This window comes from Alloscardovia criceti DSM 17774 (genome assembly GCF_000376885.1).
Taxonomy (GTDB): Bacteria; Actinomycetota; Actinomycetes; order Actinomycetales; family Bifidobacteriaceae; genus Alloscardovia; species Alloscardovia criceti.
On sequence record NZ_AQXR01000010.1, the window covers coordinates 187,989 to 205,575 of the forward strand.

14 protein-coding genes are annotated in these 17,587 nt (G+C 51.1%); 3 read left to right on the forward strand and 11 right to left on the reverse strand.

Annotation, left to right across the window (positions count from 1 at the left end):
• Positions 1 to 26 precede the first annotated feature (26 nt).
• The 6 genes from D570_RS0104195 to D570_RS0104225 form a co-directional block, all read right to left on the reverse strand.
• Positions 27 to 1,298, reverse strand: coding sequence for a deoxyguanosinetriphosphate triphosphohydrolase (locus D570_RS0104195; protein ID WP_018143149.1), 1,272 nt, complete (start codon positions 1,296 to 1,298; stop codon positions 27 to 29).
• Positions 1,295 to 2,683 carry an alanine racemase gene (gene alr / locus D570_RS0104200; RefSeq protein ID WP_018143150.1) on the reverse strand — a complete coding sequence of 463 codons (1,389 nt, stop codon included), beginning with the start codon at positions 2,681 to 2,683 and terminating at the stop codon, positions 1,295 to 1,297. The genes D570_RS0104195 and alr overlap by 4 nt, the downstream gene beginning before the upstream one ends.
• A gap of 73 nt (positions 2,684 to 2,756) precedes the next feature.
• Entirely contained in the window at positions 2,757 to 3,251 is a 495-nt protein-coding gene (locus D570_RS0104205) for an S-ribosylhomocysteine lyase (RefSeq protein WP_018143151.1), read from the reverse strand.
• A 224-nt stretch (positions 3,252 to 3,475) separates the two neighbouring features.
• The gene (locus D570_RS0104210) at positions 3,476 to 4,825 is read right to left on the reverse strand and encodes an ABC transporter substrate-binding protein (RefSeq protein ID WP_018143152.1); all 1,350 of its coding nucleotides are present in this window, start codon (positions 4,823 to 4,825) and stop codon (positions 3,476 to 3,478) included.
• 240 nt (positions 4,826 to 5,065) lie between these two features.
• Positions 5,066 to 6,046 carry a carbohydrate ABC transporter permease gene (locus D570_RS0104220; RefSeq protein WP_026181863.1) on the reverse strand — a complete coding sequence of 327 codons (981 nt, stop codon included), beginning with the start codon at positions 6,044 to 6,046 and terminating at the stop codon, positions 5,066 to 5,068.
• A 13-nt stretch (positions 6,047 to 6,059) separates the two neighbouring features.
• The gene (locus D570_RS0104225; RefSeq protein WP_018143155.1) at positions 6,060 to 6,977 is read right to left on the reverse strand and encodes a carbohydrate ABC transporter permease; all 918 of its coding nucleotides are present in this window, start codon (positions 6,975 to 6,977) and stop codon (positions 6,060 to 6,062) included.
• 263 nt (positions 6,978 to 7,240) lie between these two features.
• On the opposite strand from D570_RS0104225, the gene D570_RS0104230 reads away from it, so the two are divergent.
• From D570_RS0104230 to D570_RS0104240, 3 genes are all read left to right on the forward strand, one after another.
• Positions 7,241 to 8,362, forward strand: a complete 1,122-nt coding sequence (locus D570_RS0104230; protein ID WP_083907404.1) for a LacI family DNA-binding transcriptional regulator — start codon at positions 7,241 to 7,243, stop codon at positions 8,360 to 8,362.
• Positions 8,363 to 8,504: 142 nt separating this feature from the next.
• Positions 8,505 to 11,651 carry a glycoside hydrolase family 2 TIM barrel-domain containing protein gene (locus D570_RS0104235; RefSeq protein ID WP_018143157.1) on the forward strand — a complete coding sequence of 1,049 codons (3,147 nt, stop codon included), beginning with the start codon at positions 8,505 to 8,507 and terminating at the stop codon, positions 11,649 to 11,651.
• Between the two features lie 209 nt (positions 11,652 to 11,860).
• Complete coding sequence (locus D570_RS0104240) at positions 11,861 to 12,475, forward strand: superoxide dismutase (RefSeq protein ID WP_018143158.1); 615 nt, start codon at positions 11,861 to 11,863, stop codon at positions 12,473 to 12,475.
• A 122-nt stretch (positions 12,476 to 12,597) separates the two neighbouring features.
• On the opposite strand, the gene D570_RS0104245 is transcribed toward D570_RS0104240, so the two are convergent.
• Genes D570_RS0104245 through D570_RS08480 form a run of 5 tightly spaced genes read right to left on the reverse strand, consistent with a single transcriptional unit; the run spans position 12,598 to position 17,538 of the window.
• A complete protein-coding gene (locus D570_RS0104245; RefSeq protein ID WP_018143159.1) occupies positions 12,598 to 13,296 on the reverse strand; it encodes an ABC transporter ATP-binding protein in 699 nt (232 codons plus the stop codon).
• A complete protein-coding gene (locus D570_RS0104250; RefSeq protein WP_018143160.1) occupies positions 13,296 to 14,087 on the reverse strand; it encodes an ATP-binding cassette domain-containing protein in 792 nt (263 codons plus the stop codon). Before D570_RS0104250 ends, D570_RS0104245 begins: the two co-directional genes overlap by 1 nt.
• Positions 14,087 to 14,950 (reverse strand): ABC transporter permease, encoded by an 864-nt coding sequence (locus tag D570_RS0104255; protein ID WP_018143161.1) that lies wholly within the window; start codon positions 14,948 to 14,950, stop codon positions 14,087 to 14,089. The genes D570_RS0104250 and D570_RS0104255 overlap by 1 nt, the downstream gene beginning before the upstream one ends.
• On the reverse strand, positions 14,947 to 15,954 hold the full coding sequence (locus tag D570_RS0104260; protein WP_018143162.1) for an ABC transporter permease: 1,008 nt from the start codon (positions 15,952 to 15,954) through the stop codon (positions 14,947 to 14,949). Before D570_RS0104260 ends, D570_RS0104255 begins: the two co-directional genes overlap by 4 nt.
• Complete coding sequence (locus tag D570_RS08480) at positions 15,955 to 17,538, reverse strand: ABC transporter substrate-binding protein (RefSeq protein WP_018143163.1); 1,584 nt, start codon at positions 17,536 to 17,538, stop codon at positions 15,955 to 15,957. It lies immediately after the preceding gene.
• Positions 17,539 to 17,587: the final 49 nt, after the last annotated feature.

Here is a 17,587-nt window from a genome sequence, read left to right on the forward strand (position 1 = left end):
ACCTGTTTATATATACAGCTTATTCGTTATTCGCAGGCGATAGCATGCAAACTCATGGCCGAATTATCCGTCAAGCTGGCCACCTGATCGATGGCGACACGCAGTTTTTCATCTTCTGAGCCCGCTTCCAGCCAATCTTGCACAAATTGCGGCTCTAGCAAAGCGCTTGGCTCGGTTTTCGAAGACATGAGCACCTCGACCAAATCCTCAATAATTTTGGTCTGTGTGTGGCGGAAGGACTCGTGCTCGCGCGGCTCCATGACGGAGTACACGGCGAGACCTTTTAAGAAGGTGATTTCATACGCCGTCTCTTCCGGCACCACTACGTTGGCACTATAGCGTGTCAAATTGCCAGAACCGTAGGTTTCACGTGTTTCACGCTCCACTGAGCTGGCAAAACGGCCAATCATTTTAGAGGTTATATTTTTCAGCTTTGCAAGCGAGCTGCGTGTGCCGTCAAAGGTGTGTGGCAGGAGCCGCGCCTCTTCCAGTCGATGATGCGCTTGGACCAGCTTGTCCGCATCCCATTTTTCACCATACCAATCATGGATACAAGCCACGGTAGAGTCGATCACATCTGCGGCATGCAAATCCTCTGTTTCTAAGGATTGCGCAACGATAGCATCCTCTAAATCGTGCACGGAGTAAGCGATATCATCCGATAAATCCATAATTTGCGTTTCCATAGGCTTAGCAAATTGAGGCGCATTATTGTCCTGCTTGAGCCACAAAAAAACGTCAATGTCTTCTTCATATACACAGAATTTATTACCCTTGGAACCATCGGGATGATGCAAGCCTTGCTCATGTGTCCACGGATACTTGGTGGCCGCATCCAAAGCGGCACGCGTGAGATTAATGCCGGCTGCGCGTCCATCTTCACGTATGACTTTTGGTTCCAGACGGGTCAGCAATCTAAAAGTTTGTGCGTTGCCTTCAAATCCGCCAATATTGCGAGAAATGTCCATAAGCACGGCTTCGCCGTTATGCCCAAACGGCGGATGTCCTAAATCATGCGCGAGGCAGGCGCAATCCACCACGTCGGGATTGCACCCAAAAATTTCGGCTATTTGGCGGCCAATTTGAGCCACTTCTAAAGAATGCGTCAAGCGGGTGCGTGCAAAATCATCCGTACCCGCTACGAGTACTTGGGTTTTGGATCCCAGTCGTCGCAAGGCAGAAGAATGCACTACGCGAGCACGGTCCCGTTCAAATGCTGTACGGTTTTTGGACTTCGAACTTTCTGGTGACCAACGTTCCTCATCGTAATGCGTATATCCTTCTTGCAACTGTGTCATGAAATAATTCTTTCCGGTACGACCGACTCTATCAATGCGATATCCTCAGGGCTGAAAAGCTCATACGCCCCGAAATACAAGCGTGGGATGCGATTGCGTAGGCAGGTAAAAATTTCGTAACTGATGGTATCGGCGCTCCGTGCCCAATCATCTGCCGTGGGTTCGCCGAAGACTTCACCTTTTCCAGGACCAAAAAGCTTGACGGTATCGCCCTCTTGGATGCCCATCTGTGCAGCCGAACCTTGCAAATCCAGCACGGACTGATCCATGCACACGCGGCCCGAAATATGCACCACCTTCGTGCTGCCATCTTGCAAACGAACCTGCACAGGGCCACCCCTATGCTGTGTGCGCTGAGAACCCAGAGGATTGAAGCCCGAAGCGCTGCGGTGGATACCATCGGCATATCCCACAGGCATGTCTGCGGTGCTCGTATCCTGCTCGGTAATGTAGGTGCGCCCATAGGAAATGCCATGCCCAGCAGGCAAATTCTTGATGGTGCCCAGCTGTGCTTGCATGGTCATGGCTGGCTTCAAGCCGAAATCCTCCGGCGTGCCCATGGCCTTGTCTGGCTCGTACCCATACAAACCAATGCCCGGGCGGACGAGTTCAAAATAAATTTCTGGACGTGTCAGGGTCGCGGCGGTATTCGCCAGATGCCGAATGCGCACCTTAATGCCCTCGTCGCGCAACAAATCCACCATGGTATTGAAATTGCGAATCTGCATTTCTGTAACGTCCCGCGCATCCTCGTCTTGAGGCGCATCCGCTACCGCCAGATGACTCATAGCTCCGACGACATCGATAGCTCCCTTGCGCATTTCCTGACGCAAAGCGCTAATGGCTTGAGGCAGCTCCTTAAGCGTAAAGCCATTGCGTCCAAAACCCGTTTCTAGCTGTACATGGACGCTTGCCTGCTTGCCTATTTCTGTAGCCGCCTCAGCCACGCGGTGAATATCTTGTACCGACCCGACCGCGATATCGATATCATGGTCGATTAACTGCGCAAACGGCGCAGTATGCGCAGAAAACATCCAAGCCAGCACGTGTGCTCTATCCGGCCCAATGCCAGCTTTGCGCAATGCCAAGGCCTCGCGCGCCTGTGCCGTGCCTAGCCAGGTAGCACCACCTGCTAAAGCCGCCAAAGCCGAAGGAATCAGTCCATGTCCATACGCATCGGCCTTCACTACACCCATAACAGCGGGTGTGGGCAGGTTTTTCTTCGCTGTTTCAGCCTGCGTGAACGCCACCATGTGTGCCATATTGGCAGCCAAAGCATCCAATTGCACGAGCACTTGAGCCGGATATTCCGCTAAAGCAGCGTGGTAACGGGCGCGAGCCTCGGGTGTACGAAATTCTGGAAGTTCTACAGCACTAAGAGCCATTCTTTACTAGTTTCTCTTGTCGGTATCGTTTATTGAATTCTAAGCAATCCAATAATTATCTGTGTGTCTCAATCTACTCGACAATCTTACGCTCAAACGCGTCGGAGCTAATACCCTGTTCCAAGATGAGCTTGCTCCACTCTTTCGCGGAGAACAAGGAATGATCCTTGTAATTGCCACAGGTTTCCTTCGTCGTGGCAGGCACATCTTCCCACGTAGCTTCATAGGCGATGAATTCCAAGGATTCTTTGACCGCACGCGCTACGTCCTCGGTGGAATGCTCACCCCACGCCAACAAATGGAAGCCTGTACGGCAGCCGAACGGTGAGCAATCGATATAGCCCGGAATGCGCTTGCGTAAGGTGACGGCGATGGTGTGCTCGATGGTGTGCAAACCAGCCGTTGGAATGGAATCCTCGTTTGGCTGAACCAGACGTACGTCATAGTTGGAAATCACATCGCCACGCTCACCGCTCTGTGTATCAATCAGACGCACATAGGGAGCCTTTACCGCTGTGTGATCGAGACTAAAGCTTTCTGGCATTACATCCTGAGTTGGTTCGGTCATATTCATCCTTAAGATTAAAAATTCTTCGCTCAATGTGCGCAATGCGGCTATTTTCTCGCATTACCGCACAGCTTTATTATATGTGAATGAACTAACCTCCTTGAGAAATTTTCTCATGGTTGTAAGCGCGTTCCATACACACTATGACGTGCAAAAGGGTGCTTCACACAACTGCTTGTATGAAGCACCCTTGGGAGGAGATGAAATCTGAGAAGTTATATTAATTACTCGTTGACAGTATAGCCTTGCTGCTTTGCATAGCTGATGAGATCATCCTGCCATGCCTTCACACCATCAGAGAGCTTTTGGTTACCCGTATAGGATGCGCCTACAAAGTCGCCGAACTTACCGCGAGCATAGACCTCGAATGGCAGGAAGGTGTAGCCGGAGCGTACGTTCTTAGCAGCTTTAGCCAACTCTTCGTTGAACTTCTGTCCGCCGAAGTACTCATGCGCATTGCCATCCGCATCCGTCAAAGACGTCTGGTTGAGGAAGCTCTCAGAAGCCAAAGTGTCATTATCAGCTGGGAATGCGCCACCCTCTACGCGAGTAGCAATACCATCCTTGTTGTGGCAAGCATACTCGATGTACTTGTATGCTGCTGCAACCTTGGCAGAGTCATCGCTCTTGATGATGGCGAAGGAGGAGCCACCGGACTCGGAGTTCACTGCAGAGCCGTCGGAGGTTGGCATCTGGGTTACACGCCACTTGCCGTCACCATCTGGAGCACCAGACAAGAGGTTGTATGGCATCCACGCACCAATGAGCAAAGAAGCAATAGAGCCATTGTTCAAGCCCTTATTCCAGTCATCAGTCCAGCCAGCCGTCTTCGTATCGATCAAATCTTCATCGATGAGCTTCTGCCAGAAGTCTTCAAACTCCTGGACCTTTTCATCCGAAGTCAGCTTGATGGAAACGCTCTTGCCATCAGCGGAGGTGGTAAATGGCTTTGCACCGTTCTGCCAAGTCATGGAATCGAAGAAGCCTGCATCGCCAGAATCGGAGGTGATATAAGAACCGGTTTCGCGAATCTTCTTCGCTGCCTCATAGAACTGATCCCAGGTTGTCACCTGCGTTGGATCGACGCCAGCCTTATCGAAGACTTCCTTGTTGTAGAACCACGCCATTGGGCCGGAATCCATAGGCAGACCATAAACACCGCCACTGATATTCACGGAAGACCAAGTACCTGGCGTGTAGAAGTCACTGTAATCCTTAGCACCCAAATCCGAAAGATCCTGCACATAACCACGGATGACGTACTCTGGCAGAGCATAATACTCAATCTGAGCAATATCTGGAGCACCAGAGCCTGCCTGCATGGCATTGCTCAAACCCGTGTACTCATCCTTTGAGGTGCCGGCATTGACGACATTTACGGTAATATCTGGATTTTCTTTCTCAAAACCTGCGACGGTGCGAGCCACGGTGGAATCCCAAGCCCAGACCGTCAGGGTGGTCTTCCCATCAGAGCTTGTACTGTTTGCGCTACCAGAGCTTGAACCGCATGCAGCTAAAGATCCTAGCATTGCTACTGAACCAAGGACAGCAAGTGCCTTTTGACCAATCTTCATATTGAGTCCTTTCTCAATCAAATCTTACGACAACGCTGATTTCTCCGCGATTTTTCACAACCAATCTTTATCGCGAATCAAACAGAGACGTCAGTGTCTGTTTTGCCGTATGTTTAAAACGATAGCACTTCTGCAATGTTTGCGCAAACATTGCAGGGTATTTTGTGCAAAAAATATTTTCTGTTATACGCAAGCGGCCGAGCATAAAGCCCGGCCACATACGAAGATATGTTGAGTTCTTTACTCCTTGACAGCACCCGCAGCCAAGCCAGACTGCCAGTACCTTTGCAAGCACAGGAAGGCAATAACCAAAGGAATAATCGTGATCAAAGAACCTGTAATGACCAAATTCTGAATAGGAATACCGCCGGAGGTCGCGGCCTGGCTCTTCCACTGATTCAAACCAATGGTCAGTGGATACCAGTTTGGATCTTTGATCATAATCATAGGCAGGAAGTAGTTATTCCACGTCGCCACAATGGTAAACAGTGAAGTAGTTACGATGCCTGGAGATAGCAGCGGCAAGGAAATCTTCCAGAAGGTGTACAGCTCGCTCGCACCATCCACACGCGCCGCTTCCAGTAATTCCGTAGGTACGGACTGCTCGGAGAAAATCCACATCAGATACAAGCCAAACGGCGAAATTAAGGATGGGATAATCATAGCCCAAGGCGTATTGGTCATGCCCAACTTTGCAAACAGCAAGAACTGTGGCACAGCCAGCGCGATGCCCGGTACGGAAATGGAACCAATAATCACCGCAAACACAGCCTTACGTCCCGGGAAGCGGAACTTAGCCAAGGCATATCCACCCATAATGGCCAGCAATGTGGCGCCACCCGCACCGACAACCACATAGAGCAAAGTATTGAGCAACCAGCGCGTAAAGATGCCATCGTTGTAAGTAAAGACTTTGGCAATATTGTCAAAGAAGGCGAAACTATGACCGAAGCCCAAACCAAAGGTGGAGCTGAAGTCTGCTTGTGTCTTCGTAGAATTAATCAGCAAATAGGCGAAAGGAAAAAGGCAGTAAATCGCAAAAATAGCGCTGAGCACAGTCAAAGTAATGCTTCTGCGTGGATTGCTCACATTGGCAAATCCTGCCTTCGCACTCCTCTTGCGCTCCGCTTTCTCGTCCGCCGCAATGCGCTTTTGACGCAGTTTTTCTGCTTTTCGTGCTGCTCGTTCTTGCTCACGAATACTCATCGTTGAATGTGTCATGATCTTCACCGCCCTACTTCATCTGGTCTTTCATACTACGTAGCTGCACCGCATAAGCGATAGCCATGGTGATAACCGCCATCACGATGGCCATAGCAGCCGCGTAATTACTTTGATTTCCAGAGAAGCTCAAATTGTAGGCATACATATTTGGTGTGTAATTGGTGGAAATGGCGTTGCCCGGCACCATATTCTGCAAAATCGATGGCTCATTAAACAGCTGGAAGCTACCGATAATGGAGAAGATAACCGTAATTGCCAGCGAGCCGCGCAGTTCCGGCAACTTAATAGCCTTCACAATGCCCCATTCGCTCGCTCCATCGATGGATGCTGCTTCATACAAGCTGTGAGGAATGGTGGAGAGCGAAGAATAGAAAATCAGCATGTTATAGCCGGTGTATTCCCAGGTCACAATATTTCCAATGGATGCAAGCAACATATTGGGCGCAAAGGCATCAAAACTCGTGCCAAATGCTTGGTTGAAGCTTCCCACCAGACCGTACTTAGCACCGTATGCAAAGCCCCAAATCAAGGTGGACACCACCGCAGGGACGGCATATGGCAAGAAGGTGCTGATGCGGAAAAACTTTGTGCCATGCAATTTCATGGAGTCCAAAGCCAAGGCCAGAGCCGCAGCCAAGAACAACATAATAGGCACCTGAACGACGGTAAACAAAGCTACGCGCATCACAGCGGTCCAAAATTGCTGATCTTGGAATAGTCGTGCGTAGTTGTCGAGTCCTACGAAAACATTGCCGCCAATGAGTCGCTGCTGGAAAAAGCTAATGTAAATCGCATAAAAAATAGGGATAATGAATACGAATGCGAAAACTACCGCAAAAGGCCACATAAATTTCCAGCCACGCCAATCCGCCTTGTGTTTATTCACACGTGGCTGCGCAGCTGCGGTGCTCGATGTCTGTGCACTCATCTAGCGCTCCTCTTCCTTGAGATTATTCCTAACATTGAAACCCACACAGTTTCCATAAAAACAACAACGTTCCCATTTTTTTTTGACCCTATTTCTAGGGAAACTCTGTAACTACGTGCATTTCTCTAATGTTTGCGTTATCATAATAACACCAGCTAGTACGTGATGCAACACGCGCTACGGAAATTGAATACAATATTGCACAAACCCTCGTGCAATAAAACGAGCACTAAGGAATTATTTCTTGGGGAAAGCAGGCAATGATGGCACGCAAATCCCCTGTTTCGTTACAGGATGTAGCTAAAGAGGCGGGTGTGTCTCCACAAACCGTGTCTCGCGTGGCCAATGGCAGCGACGCCGTTCGCCCCGATACGCGTATGCGTGTAGAGGCAGCCATGGAAAAATTGGGATATCGCCCAAATTATGCGGCACGCGCCTTGAAATATCGCCAGTTTAACAATATCGGCGTGGTGCTTTTTGACACCTCCACCTTTGGAAATTCTCGGATCCTCGATGGCATTTTTGCTACGGCTAATGAATTTAACTTTGCCACGACCATTGTCACCATGGTCAATCAGCGCGAGCAGACCCTGCAAGCCGCCATTGAGCATATGAAAAAATTGCCTGTCGATGGTGTCATTGTGGTTTTGGAGCGCAATATTATCGATTTCGATGAATTCGTGCCGCCTGCAGAATTGCCCGTCGTGCTCATTACAGACCAGATTTCACACAGCTGCCCTACCGTGGATGGCGATCAGTACGGCTGCTCCGTGCAGATTGTGGATTATCTCCTGTCTAAGGGACATAAGACCGTCTACCATATGGCAGGTCCGACCTATTCGCGTGCAGCGCACAGCCGTGAAGTTGGCTGGGCCGAAACGCTTAAAAAACATGGCGTAACGACATTGCCGCCACTGTATCGAGGCGATTGGCTGGCGGATAGCGGATATCAAGCAGGTCTGGCTTTGGCACATGAAAAGGATTGCACCGCCGTATACGCCGCCAACGATCAGATGGCGTATGGCATTGTACTTGGTCTCCAAGCCGCAGGAAAGCGCGTGCCAGAAGATGTCAGCGTGGTGGGCGTGGACGATTCTCTCGTCGGCATGGTGCCTCGACTGCAGCTGACCACGATGCGCATGCGTTTTGATCTCATTGGCCGTGAAGCTTTCTTGTATGTCAAGAAACTCGTCGCTGGGAAAAAGGTGGAATTAGGCAAGGGCAAGCTCATCCCTTCAGTCTTCGTAGAGCGCAATTCTGTGCGCGCTGTAGACGATGGTGTAGAAGATGCAGATGAGGCGTATGAGGCCGCACATTCGGTCGACGATGCGGAACCGGATTTTGTGCAAATTCCACCGAATTACCAGGCACAGCAGGCCGCGTAGCACCACATAAGGGATACATCTCCCCTACCGTGCTCTGTCCTACGGCTTGTGAAGCCGAACAAAAATTCATAAGTGCAATTGATATTTTTTAGCTCACTGTTGAGCATTTGCTGATACTCAGCTACAGACGAATAGGAGTACTATGGCATACCCATTACCGCAAATCCTTACTGCATCATCCCCAGACGAGCAATGGCTGTATGACGCCACAGTGTGCGCGGTCAACAGACTCGCACCACGCAGCGCCCATCATGTCTGGGAAAATGCGGATACCTCGTTGCGCCACAGCCTCGATGACCACAATGGCGCGTGGATGGCCAGCGTGACTACGCATAATCACGCGCTATTGGAGCGGATTAGCGAGTCCAGCCAAGCATCTAATGCGCGCGAAGTATTGCGCTCTTTGGGCTTCGGCATGTCGACCGCACGCGTGCCGGGGCATCTGCAAACGGATGGTTTGTTTGACCATCAATACGTCAACACGCAATATCCTTGGGACGGGCACGAGCAGCTCGATCCACCGGCCGTACCGAAACGCAATCATGTGGGCATTTATACGCGCGATTTTGCGCTGTCTGCTCGTGAAAAGAAGGCTTTGCACCGCAGCGGCGAGCGCGTAAGTTTAACCTTTGACGGGGCGGCCATCGCTATTTATGTGTGGCTCAACGGCGCCTTTATAGGGTATGCCGAAGATTCCTTCACGCCCAGCGAGTTTGATATCACGGAGCATCTGCGCGAGGATTCGAACACCTTGGTGGTGGCCTGCTATGAATTCAGCACAGCGCATTGGCTGGAGGACCAAGATTACTGGCGTTTGCATGGCTTGTTCCGTAGCGTACACATGGATGTGATTCCGGCTGCACATATTGCGCACATGCGCAGCATTGCGGATTTCGAGATACGCGGCGACAACGGCCTATTGGGCGGTTTTATTCAGCTGACTAATGCAAATGAGCAGCCTCTGACGGCCGTAGTCGATGTAGTGGATAGTAGCGAGCGCGTGGTGTTCACGCAAACGGAGCAATTTACGGCTACGCAAGCGAAAATGGCATTGTCGGGCAAGATTGCCCAAATTCAGCCATGGAGCGCTGAAGATCCTCAGCTGTATACGCTGCGTGTGCGCCTAGTAGATGCACAGGGTGCCACGCTGGAAACCGCAGAGCAGAAAATTGGATTCCGTCATTTTGAGCTGGATAGCACGGATCATGTGATGAAGCTCAATGGTCAGCGCATTGTTTTTAAAGGCGTGAATCGCCATGAATTTGGCTCGAACTGCGGGCGCGCTATCAGCGAGGCACAAATGCTGTGGGATATTCGATTCCTCAAGCAGCACAATATCAACGCCGTGCGCACCAGCCACTACCCGAACCAATCGCGATGGTATGAGCTGTGCGATGAGTACGGTATTTATCTCATCGATGAAACGAATCTCGAAACCCATGGCTCGTGGACGGATGCTCTGGGACAGGTGACAGCCGAGCGAGCTGTACCGGGTTCGAAGGAGATTTGGTTGAATGCCTGCATGGATCGTGTGCATTCCATGGTGGAGCGCGATTTTAACCATGCCAGTGTGCTCATTTGGTCTTTGGGCAACGAGTCCTATGGCGGTGAGGTCTTTGCACGCATGACGGATTATTTGCATGATGTGGACACGCGTCCGGTACATTATGAAGGCACAACGTGGGATCGCGCCTTTGATTATGTGACGGATATGGAGTCACGCATGTACGCGCATCCGGACGATATTGAAAAATATCTCAACGGCACCTCTGAATTAGGCGAAGCGCGCAAGCCTTATATTTCTTGCGAATACATGCATGCCATGGGCAATTCCTTGGGCGGCATGAAGCTGTATACCGACCTAGAGAAGTATGACTTGTATCAGGGTGGATTTATCTGGGATTATGGCGATCAAGCGTTGGAGCAGCAGCTGCCCGATGGCAGCACGCGGCTGACTTATGGTGGCGACTGGTTTGATCGCCCATCGGATTACGAGTTCAGCGGCGATGGCATTATTTTTGCCGATCGTAAGATTTCCGCTAAAGCGTGGGAAGCTAAGGCTCTCTACGCAAATGTGAAAATTACAGTGACGCAACAGGGTGCGCATATTGTCAACGACAATCTGTTTACATCGACCAGTGCATACACCTTCGTAGCAAAGGCGCTCGTCGATGGCGTTGAAGCATGGTCACGAGGCTATACCTTCGATGTGCCTGCCCTTAGTCAAGCGGATGTGGACATTGCTTGGCCAAGCGCGGAGCTTTTCACCGGCCATGAAGTGGTGTATGAATTGACACAGAATTTGGCTGAAAATACGGCGTGGGCTCCTGCCGGATTTGAACTGAGCTTTGGTCAGCGCGCACAGGCTTTGGACGGTGTTGCAGCTCCACAACTCAACGCGGAAAAGACCGAAATCGTGCAGGATATGTGGAATTGCGGATTACACACGCCGGAAGCGGAGGTTCTGCTCTCGCGTCAGCATGCCGGTCCTGTCAGTTTCAAACGTACCAGTCAGCGCGACGATATGATTATTCGCACGCCGCAATTGACCACCTGGCGTGCCTTAACGGATAATGACCGCGGGTATAAAGCTGGATTTAAGCATGCACAATGGTTGGCGGCTGGCCGTTTTGCTCAGATCGTAGGCGAAGATTTTACGGTCGATGACGAAGCAAAAACCTTGACAGGACGCTATACCTTTAAGCTTGCCACCCCTGCGGCCACCCCAGTAGAAGTCCTCTGGGAGGTGGATGCACACGCACGCATTCATCTGCATGCCACCTTCCCGGGCAGCACCGAGGAAAGCAGCAATCCACCGGCCTTCGGCCTCGAATGGATGCTTCCGGCCGAGTATAGCTTCACGCGTTTCTATGGATTGGGACCTGTGGAAAGTTATGCAGATCGCAAGAATGGCGTGAAGCTAGGCCTATGGTCGACAACGATTTTCGAGGATCTTCAGCCGTATCTTGTGCCACAAGAAAACGGTAATCACGAAGAAACACGTTTTGTGGAAATTACCAATCAATTCGGTCACGGCCTGCGCATCAGCGCCCATGACGGCGATGCTCACAACGCCTTTGCCTTTAGCGCTTTGCCGGTCAGCTCTGCCATGCTGGATGAGGCTACGCATATCGAGGAACTCCCCGCGCATACGCACACCTTCCTGCGTCTGCTGGCCGCTCAGCAAGGCGTGGGCGGTGACGATTCCTGGGGCTCTCCGGTGCATAAGGAATTCCAGATTGATGTCACGCAGCCTCTGACACTGGACGTCGACATCGAACTTATCTAGGTGCTCCACAGCAATCTTCTCTCCAATGGCGTGTTATTCACATCCGACATAATTGTGGATAACACGCCTTTTTTCTGCGTGATATTGCGCACATTGCTATCCAGAGCGAAATCTTTTGTGCAAGAATAGAAAGGGAAGGCGTTAAACCTCACAGCGACATCGTGTCAGCGCCCTGTCGCGACTTATCGTCAATCAGATTAAGGATAATCATGGCAATTTACACACTTCCAGAGCTACCTTACGATTATGCTGCTCTCGAGCCACATATTTCCGGTAAGATTATGGAGCTTCACCACGATAAGCATCATGCAAACTACGTAGCAGGTGCAAATGCAGCTCTTGAACGTCTTGAAGAAGCACGCGATAAGAACGATTTTGCAGCCATTAATTTGTGGGAAAAGAATCTCGCATTCAACCTCGGTGGTCATATCAACCACACCTTCTTCTGGAATAATTTGACACCAGAAGGCAAGGGACGCCCAGATGGTGAGTTCGGCGAAGAAATCACCAAGAATTTCGGCTCCTTCGAAAAGTTCCAGGCTCAGTTCACCGCTGCTGCTCTCGGCTTGCAGGGTTCTGGTTGGGCTGTACTCGCATGGGATGCGTTGGGCGACCGTTTAGTCACCTTCCAGCTTTACGATCAGCAGTCTAATGTCCCAGTCAACATCGTGCCACTGGTTATGCTGGACATGTGGGAGCATGCATTCTACCTCGACTATGTCAATGTCAAGGCAGATTACGTCAAGGCATGGTGGAATATCGTCAACTGGGATCATGCAGCAGAAACGTGGGCAAAGGCTAAGGCAAATACCAAGCTTATCTAGTTCTTATCTCGTTCTCGTATCGAGGCATAATAAGGCATAAAAAAGGTCAGCGCAAAAACGCTGACCTTTCTCTTTTAACCCTCTTCTTAACTCATATTACAGATGTTTTAGGCCGCTTGATTTCACACGGACCATTGCGCAGCGGCAATTAATCGGCGTGTGTACTCCTGCTGAGGCGATGCAAGAATCTCCTGCGTTTTTCCCTGCTCCACGATGACACCGTTGTGCAGCACAATAATCGTATCGGACAGTTGCTGAGCCACACCTAAATCATGCAACACGATCAGTGACGCATAGGCGCGCTCTTGCTGCAGCTGGTGTAGCGTGGAAATAATTTGCTGCTTGCCCAGCACATCCACCGCACTAACCGGCTCATCCGCCACAATCAAGTCTGGCTTGTCCATCAGCGCACGCGCAATGGCCACACGCTGAGCCTGACCGCCCGATATATCCCCCACATACTTATGGAGCACTTCGCGCGGCTCTAAACTCACGCTTGCCAAAGCTTGCTCGACTTCTTCTCGACTCGCCTCCGGCTTGCCTTCTTGGACAATCTGCTCCACAGTAAGACGCGGATTTAAGGAGGAGGACGGATTTTGGAAAATCAAACCTGTAGACTGCGCGTTTGCTACCTGCACCTGTCCTTGGCTCGGCGTGATAAAACCGAGCGCAATATTGAGAATGGTGGTTTTCCCAGATCCGGACTGACCTACCAAAGCCACGCGTTCGCCGGAATGGATGCTCAGCGAAATATTTTGCACTGCAGGCTGTGTCTCGCCACGGAAGGTGTGAGAAACACCTTGAAGTTTTACCAGTTCCATTATTTCACCTCTGCCTGTGACGATGTATCCACAGCAATTTCTCGCGCAGCCTGAACGAGCTGGACCGTGTACTCATGCTGAGGATGCTGGATAAGATTGGAGATGTCGCCGCTTTCTACGACCTCACCGTGGTGGATGACGTAGCAGCTTTGGGCAGCCCGGGAGATGACGCTAAAATCATGGCTGGCAAAGATGAGCGCAGCACGCTGAACTTGAGTGCGTTCCACGAGCATATCCACAATCTGCTGTTGCACCAAAGAATCCAACGCCGTGGTTGGCTCATCCGCTACCAGGAGCTGCGGATGGGAAATCAAAGCCTCCGCAATAGATACACGCTGAGCTTGCCCGCCGGAAAGTTCAGAAGGAAAACGCTTTTTCAGCTCCGCTTCCAATTCCACATGGCGCAAGGCGTCATCCACACGCTGCTGGCGTGCTTCAGTGGACAAATCGTAATGTAGCTTCAAGGGTAGCTCTACATTTTTAGCCACGGTAAGCACGGGATTTAACGCCGCCAGAGGGTTTTGAAAGACTGCAGACATATAGGTGCCGCGCAGTTGAGCGCGCTCAGCATCTGGCAATTGCGCGATGTCCACGTCGCCTACCAGAATCTGACCCGTCATGTGCATAGTTGAGGGCAAAATCCCCAAAATTGCCTTAATAATCAAGGATTTTCCGGAGCCGGAAGCACCGATCAGCCCCACTCTTTGTCCAGGCTCCACGGTCAGGTTCACGTTTGTGAGTAGTTGCTTCTTACCCACAAAAATATTTAAATCTTTTACTTCTACAGTCATTATCCCTGCCTTAACGCTGGATTTGTCACAGGATCAAAACTCTCACGCAACGCATCGCCAAAAAGATTGATCATCACGACAGCCACGGTGATGAGCAAGCCTGGCCACAGAGCGATGGTAGGATGCACAGTAATCATGCTGGCAGCCGTCGCCAAAGAGCTCCCCCACGAGGCGATATGCGCGGGCACACCAATGCCCAGATAGGTTAAACCGGATTCTGCCAGAATAGAAGTGGCAGCAGCCAAGGAAATATTGACCGTCACCGCCGGCATAATTTGAGGCAGGATATGGCGCATGAAAATGGTCCATTCACTGACGCCCTTGTAGCGTGCAAAGGTGACATACGAGGAGCGTGCCGCCGACACGGCGAGCGGACGCACGACGCGCATAAGATTCAAACTATAGGCGAAGGCGCAAGAGATGATTACACCTGCGATGGTAGCACCCATAGGTGCGGCGCACAGCAGCGCAATCACCACGATTGGAATGGAAATTAAGGCGTCAACAACCACCACGGTGGTATTGCGCACACCGACATTGTGATGCACAGTCAGCGCCACGCCTGCCACGCCCAGCACAAAAGTAATCACAGATACGAGAAGGACGATGAGTAACTCCGTAGCAGATCCTGCTAAAAGCCAGCTCGCAATATCCGCGCCCGCGCCATCTGTGCCCAAAATGTGCTGCGACGATGGCGAACTCCACACATTGTATCCATCGGTAAAGGTCAGCGCATACGGAGTCCAGACCAACGAAACGATGGCCACAATCACCCACAAAGCGCAGAACACGCCAGACACAATGCCATCCCAGCGGGAGAACATGCTTTTTAAGGATATAAAGAATTTCTGAGTGATACTCATGCTCGTGCCTCCTGCTGATTGGAATTCATTCCCTTAAGGCGAGGATCTAAGAATTGCTGAATAATATCGATAATCAAACCCACTATGAGGAAGAACGCAGCAAGCAGCAGCAGCTCCGTTTGCACTGCCGGCAAGTCACGCTGAGACACATCCGAGAGGAATAAGGTGGCGAGTCCTGGCAAATTAAACAGTGTTTCCACCGTCAGCACGCCCGTAATCATGGAGGCAAAGCTCACACCCGATACGGCCGCAATTTGAGGCGCCGCCAAACGCAGACCCGTGGTACGCACGGCCTGCGCATACGTCATGCCTGCCGCCATGCTCCAGGTCACGTAATCGGACTTTTCCACATCCAAAATAGCGGAGCGAATATAGCGCATCAGATGAGCCGCGGTAATAACGCCCACCGAAATAGCAGGCAAAACCAGCGAAGCTAGGGCCGTAATAAAGCTTTGACCCGACTCAAACACGCGCGTAGGAAAACCTTGAGAAGGTAGCAGATTCAGCACGCCATGCCCCTTACTTGCAAACAAAATCAAGAGCAAACCCGCCCACAAGGCTGGCACAGCGCCTACGATTTGCGACAGCGCACGCAAACTGGCGCGCACCCACGCATGTGAAGAGGTAATGGAATACACCGCCAAAGGCAAAGCTCCCACTAGGGCGATAATCATGCTCATAACAATCAGAGGGAAGGTCAACGCCGCCCTGCTCGCCAGACGCACGCTCATAGCCTGGCCGCTGAGTGTGGACACACCCAGATTACCTGTGAGAATATTTCCCAGCCATTCGCCGTACTGCACAATCAGTGGCTTATCCAAGCCTAATTGCGCACGAATATCCTGATACTTACTCATCGTGGCGTTAGTACCGGCGATCACCGATGCCACATCCCCTGGTAGCACACGCAGCGCCAAGAAAATCACCACGGAGACAATCCACAACATGAGGATGAATAATCCCGTGCGACGCACAATATACATCAGAGAAGATTGCTTTTTCATTTAAATGGACACCTCCCACAGTGGCATAACGACTTGGTTCATATTCAGTGGGAAACCTTCCACATTCTTATCCCAAGCGGTTACCACTCGGAAGTTAAAAAGCCAATCGGCTGCGGCATCTTCGCTGACGATGCGAGCCGCTTGAGCCAGCAGCTTATCGCGCTCCGTATCCGTGCGCGCTTGCATGGCCTGAGCGTACAGTTGCTGGACCTCGGCATTGTCATAACCGTAGTAATAATCCGGCATCGCCCACTGGGCAAAATCATGGCTTTCATTGTGATCAACCAAAGAAATATCGTAATCATGATTCTTGTACACACCCGAGAGCCACGAAGCGAACTCTGTGCGTTCCACCGTAAGATTGATGCCAATCTTTTCTAATTGGCTACGCAGTTGTTGCCCAATTTCTGCGGGATAAATATTGGCGTAAGTCAGGCGCAGATTCAACGGATTGTCCGTGCTATAGCCGGCTTCCTTCATCAACTGGGTGGCCTTATCCAAATCCGTTGGATACAAATCCGTCAGATCTTCATAGCCCGGATCCAGGCTTGGAATTGGTCCGCCCAAGGCCGCATCCGTGCCGCCGCGCGAGGCAATAATGGCCTCGTTATCGATGGCATAACGGATGGCTTGACGAATGCGCTTGTCTGTGAGCACGCCCGTTTTGTTGTTGAATGCCAGCACGTATTTATCCGTACCATCGCCGGCCTTCACATTAAAGCGTGTATCGTCTTGGATAGCAGAAATAAGCTGCGCACTAATTGGTGCGATAACTTGCACGTCACCGGAAATTAACGCATTTAAGGAGGCTTGAGCATCTGCATAGTAGATAATTTTTACCGTCTGCAGCTGAGCCTTGTGTGCGCCCCAGTAATCATCGCGAGCCGTTAGCGTGGCAGAAACACTTGGTGTATACGCGCTCAGCACGAATGGTCCCGAACCCACAGCCTGCGTCTTGGCATCGTACTGTGCATCCTTGTCAAAGACCAAACCCGGGCGGCCGGACAGTGTCCAGAGCAACTCCGAGAAAGGTGCGCTCAAATTCAGTACCACGGTGTAATCATCCGGGGCAGAAACGGACTGGTAATTGGTCATTTCCGAGTAGCCCTGAAGCTGCTGCTCCATCATGGTGGTAATCGACCAAACCACATCCTGAGCATTCAGCGCATCTCCATTGCTGAAGGTCACATTGCGATTGATGTGGAAGGTGTACTGCGTACGAGCATCATTGACTTCCCAGGACTGAGCAATGCCCGCCGACACGGTGTTGTCAGAATTACGGCTCAGCAGTGGCTCATACACATTGCCCACGAGCAGCTGATCCAAAGACGTGCCTGCTGTGGAGCGGATGTCCAAATTCGTCGGTGCCAACTGCAGGCCAATCGAAATTTGACCATTTGCCGAGCTACCTCCCCAGGTGGCGTATCCAGCGGTAATGCCCACCAGCGACAGGATAACGGCCAGCAGCGCCGCAATCATGCTCCACCACACGCGTTGATGTTGTTTTTTCGATGACTGAGCGTTCAGCTCATCATCTAAACTGTAAGCGGGCAGCACAATATGCCCACGTTGATCTTTCTTCACTTTTCTCCCTTTAAGTCCCCGCGGATACACCGTCGTTGCTTGTAGAGTT

Coding starts and splice junctions, on each gene's coding strand:
- D570_RS0104195 (WP_018143149.1), bottom strand. CDS start 1,298: ATGACACAGTTGCAAGAAGGATATACGCATTACGATGAGGAACGTTGG.
- alr (WP_018143150.1), bottom strand. CDS start 2,683: ATGGCTCTTAGTGCTGTAGAACTTCCAGAATTTCGTACACCCGAGGCT.
- D570_RS0104205 (WP_018143151.1), bottom strand. CDS start 3,251: ATGACCGAACCAACTCAGGATGTAATGCCAGAAAGCTTTAGTCTCGAT.
- D570_RS0104210 (WP_018143152.1), bottom strand. CDS start 4,825: ATGAAGATTGGTCAAAAGGCACTTGCTGTCCTTGGTTCAGTAGCAATG.
- D570_RS0104220 (WP_026181863.1), bottom strand. CDS start 6,046: ATGACACATTCAACGATGAGTATTCGTGAGCAAGAACGAGCAGCACGA.
- D570_RS0104225 (WP_018143155.1), bottom strand. CDS start 6,977: ATGAGTGCACAGACATCGAGCACCGCAGCTGCGCAGCCACGTGTGAAT.
- D570_RS0104230 (WP_083907404.1), top strand. CDS start 7,241: ATGGCACGCAAATCCCCTGTTTCGTTACAGGATGTAGCTAAAGAGGCG.
- D570_RS0104235 (WP_018143157.1), top strand. CDS start 8,505: ATGGCATACCCATTACCGCAAATCCTTACTGCATCATCCCCAGACGAG.
- D570_RS0104240 (WP_018143158.1), top strand. CDS start 11,861: ATGGCAATTTACACACTTCCAGAGCTACCTTACGATTATGCTGCTCTC.
- D570_RS0104245 (WP_018143159.1), bottom strand. CDS start 13,296: ATGGAACTGGTAAAACTTCAAGGTGTTTCTCACACCTTCCGTGGCGAG.
- D570_RS0104250 (WP_018143160.1), bottom strand. CDS start 14,087: ATGACTGTAGAAGTAAAAGATTTAAATATTTTTGTGGGTAAGAAGCAA.
- D570_RS0104255 (WP_018143161.1), bottom strand. CDS start 14,950: ATGAGTATCACTCAGAAATTCTTTATATCCTTAAAAAGCATGTTCTCC.
- D570_RS0104260 (WP_018143162.1), bottom strand. CDS start 15,954: ATGAAAAAGCAATCTTCTCTGATGTATATTGTGCGTCGCACGGGATTA.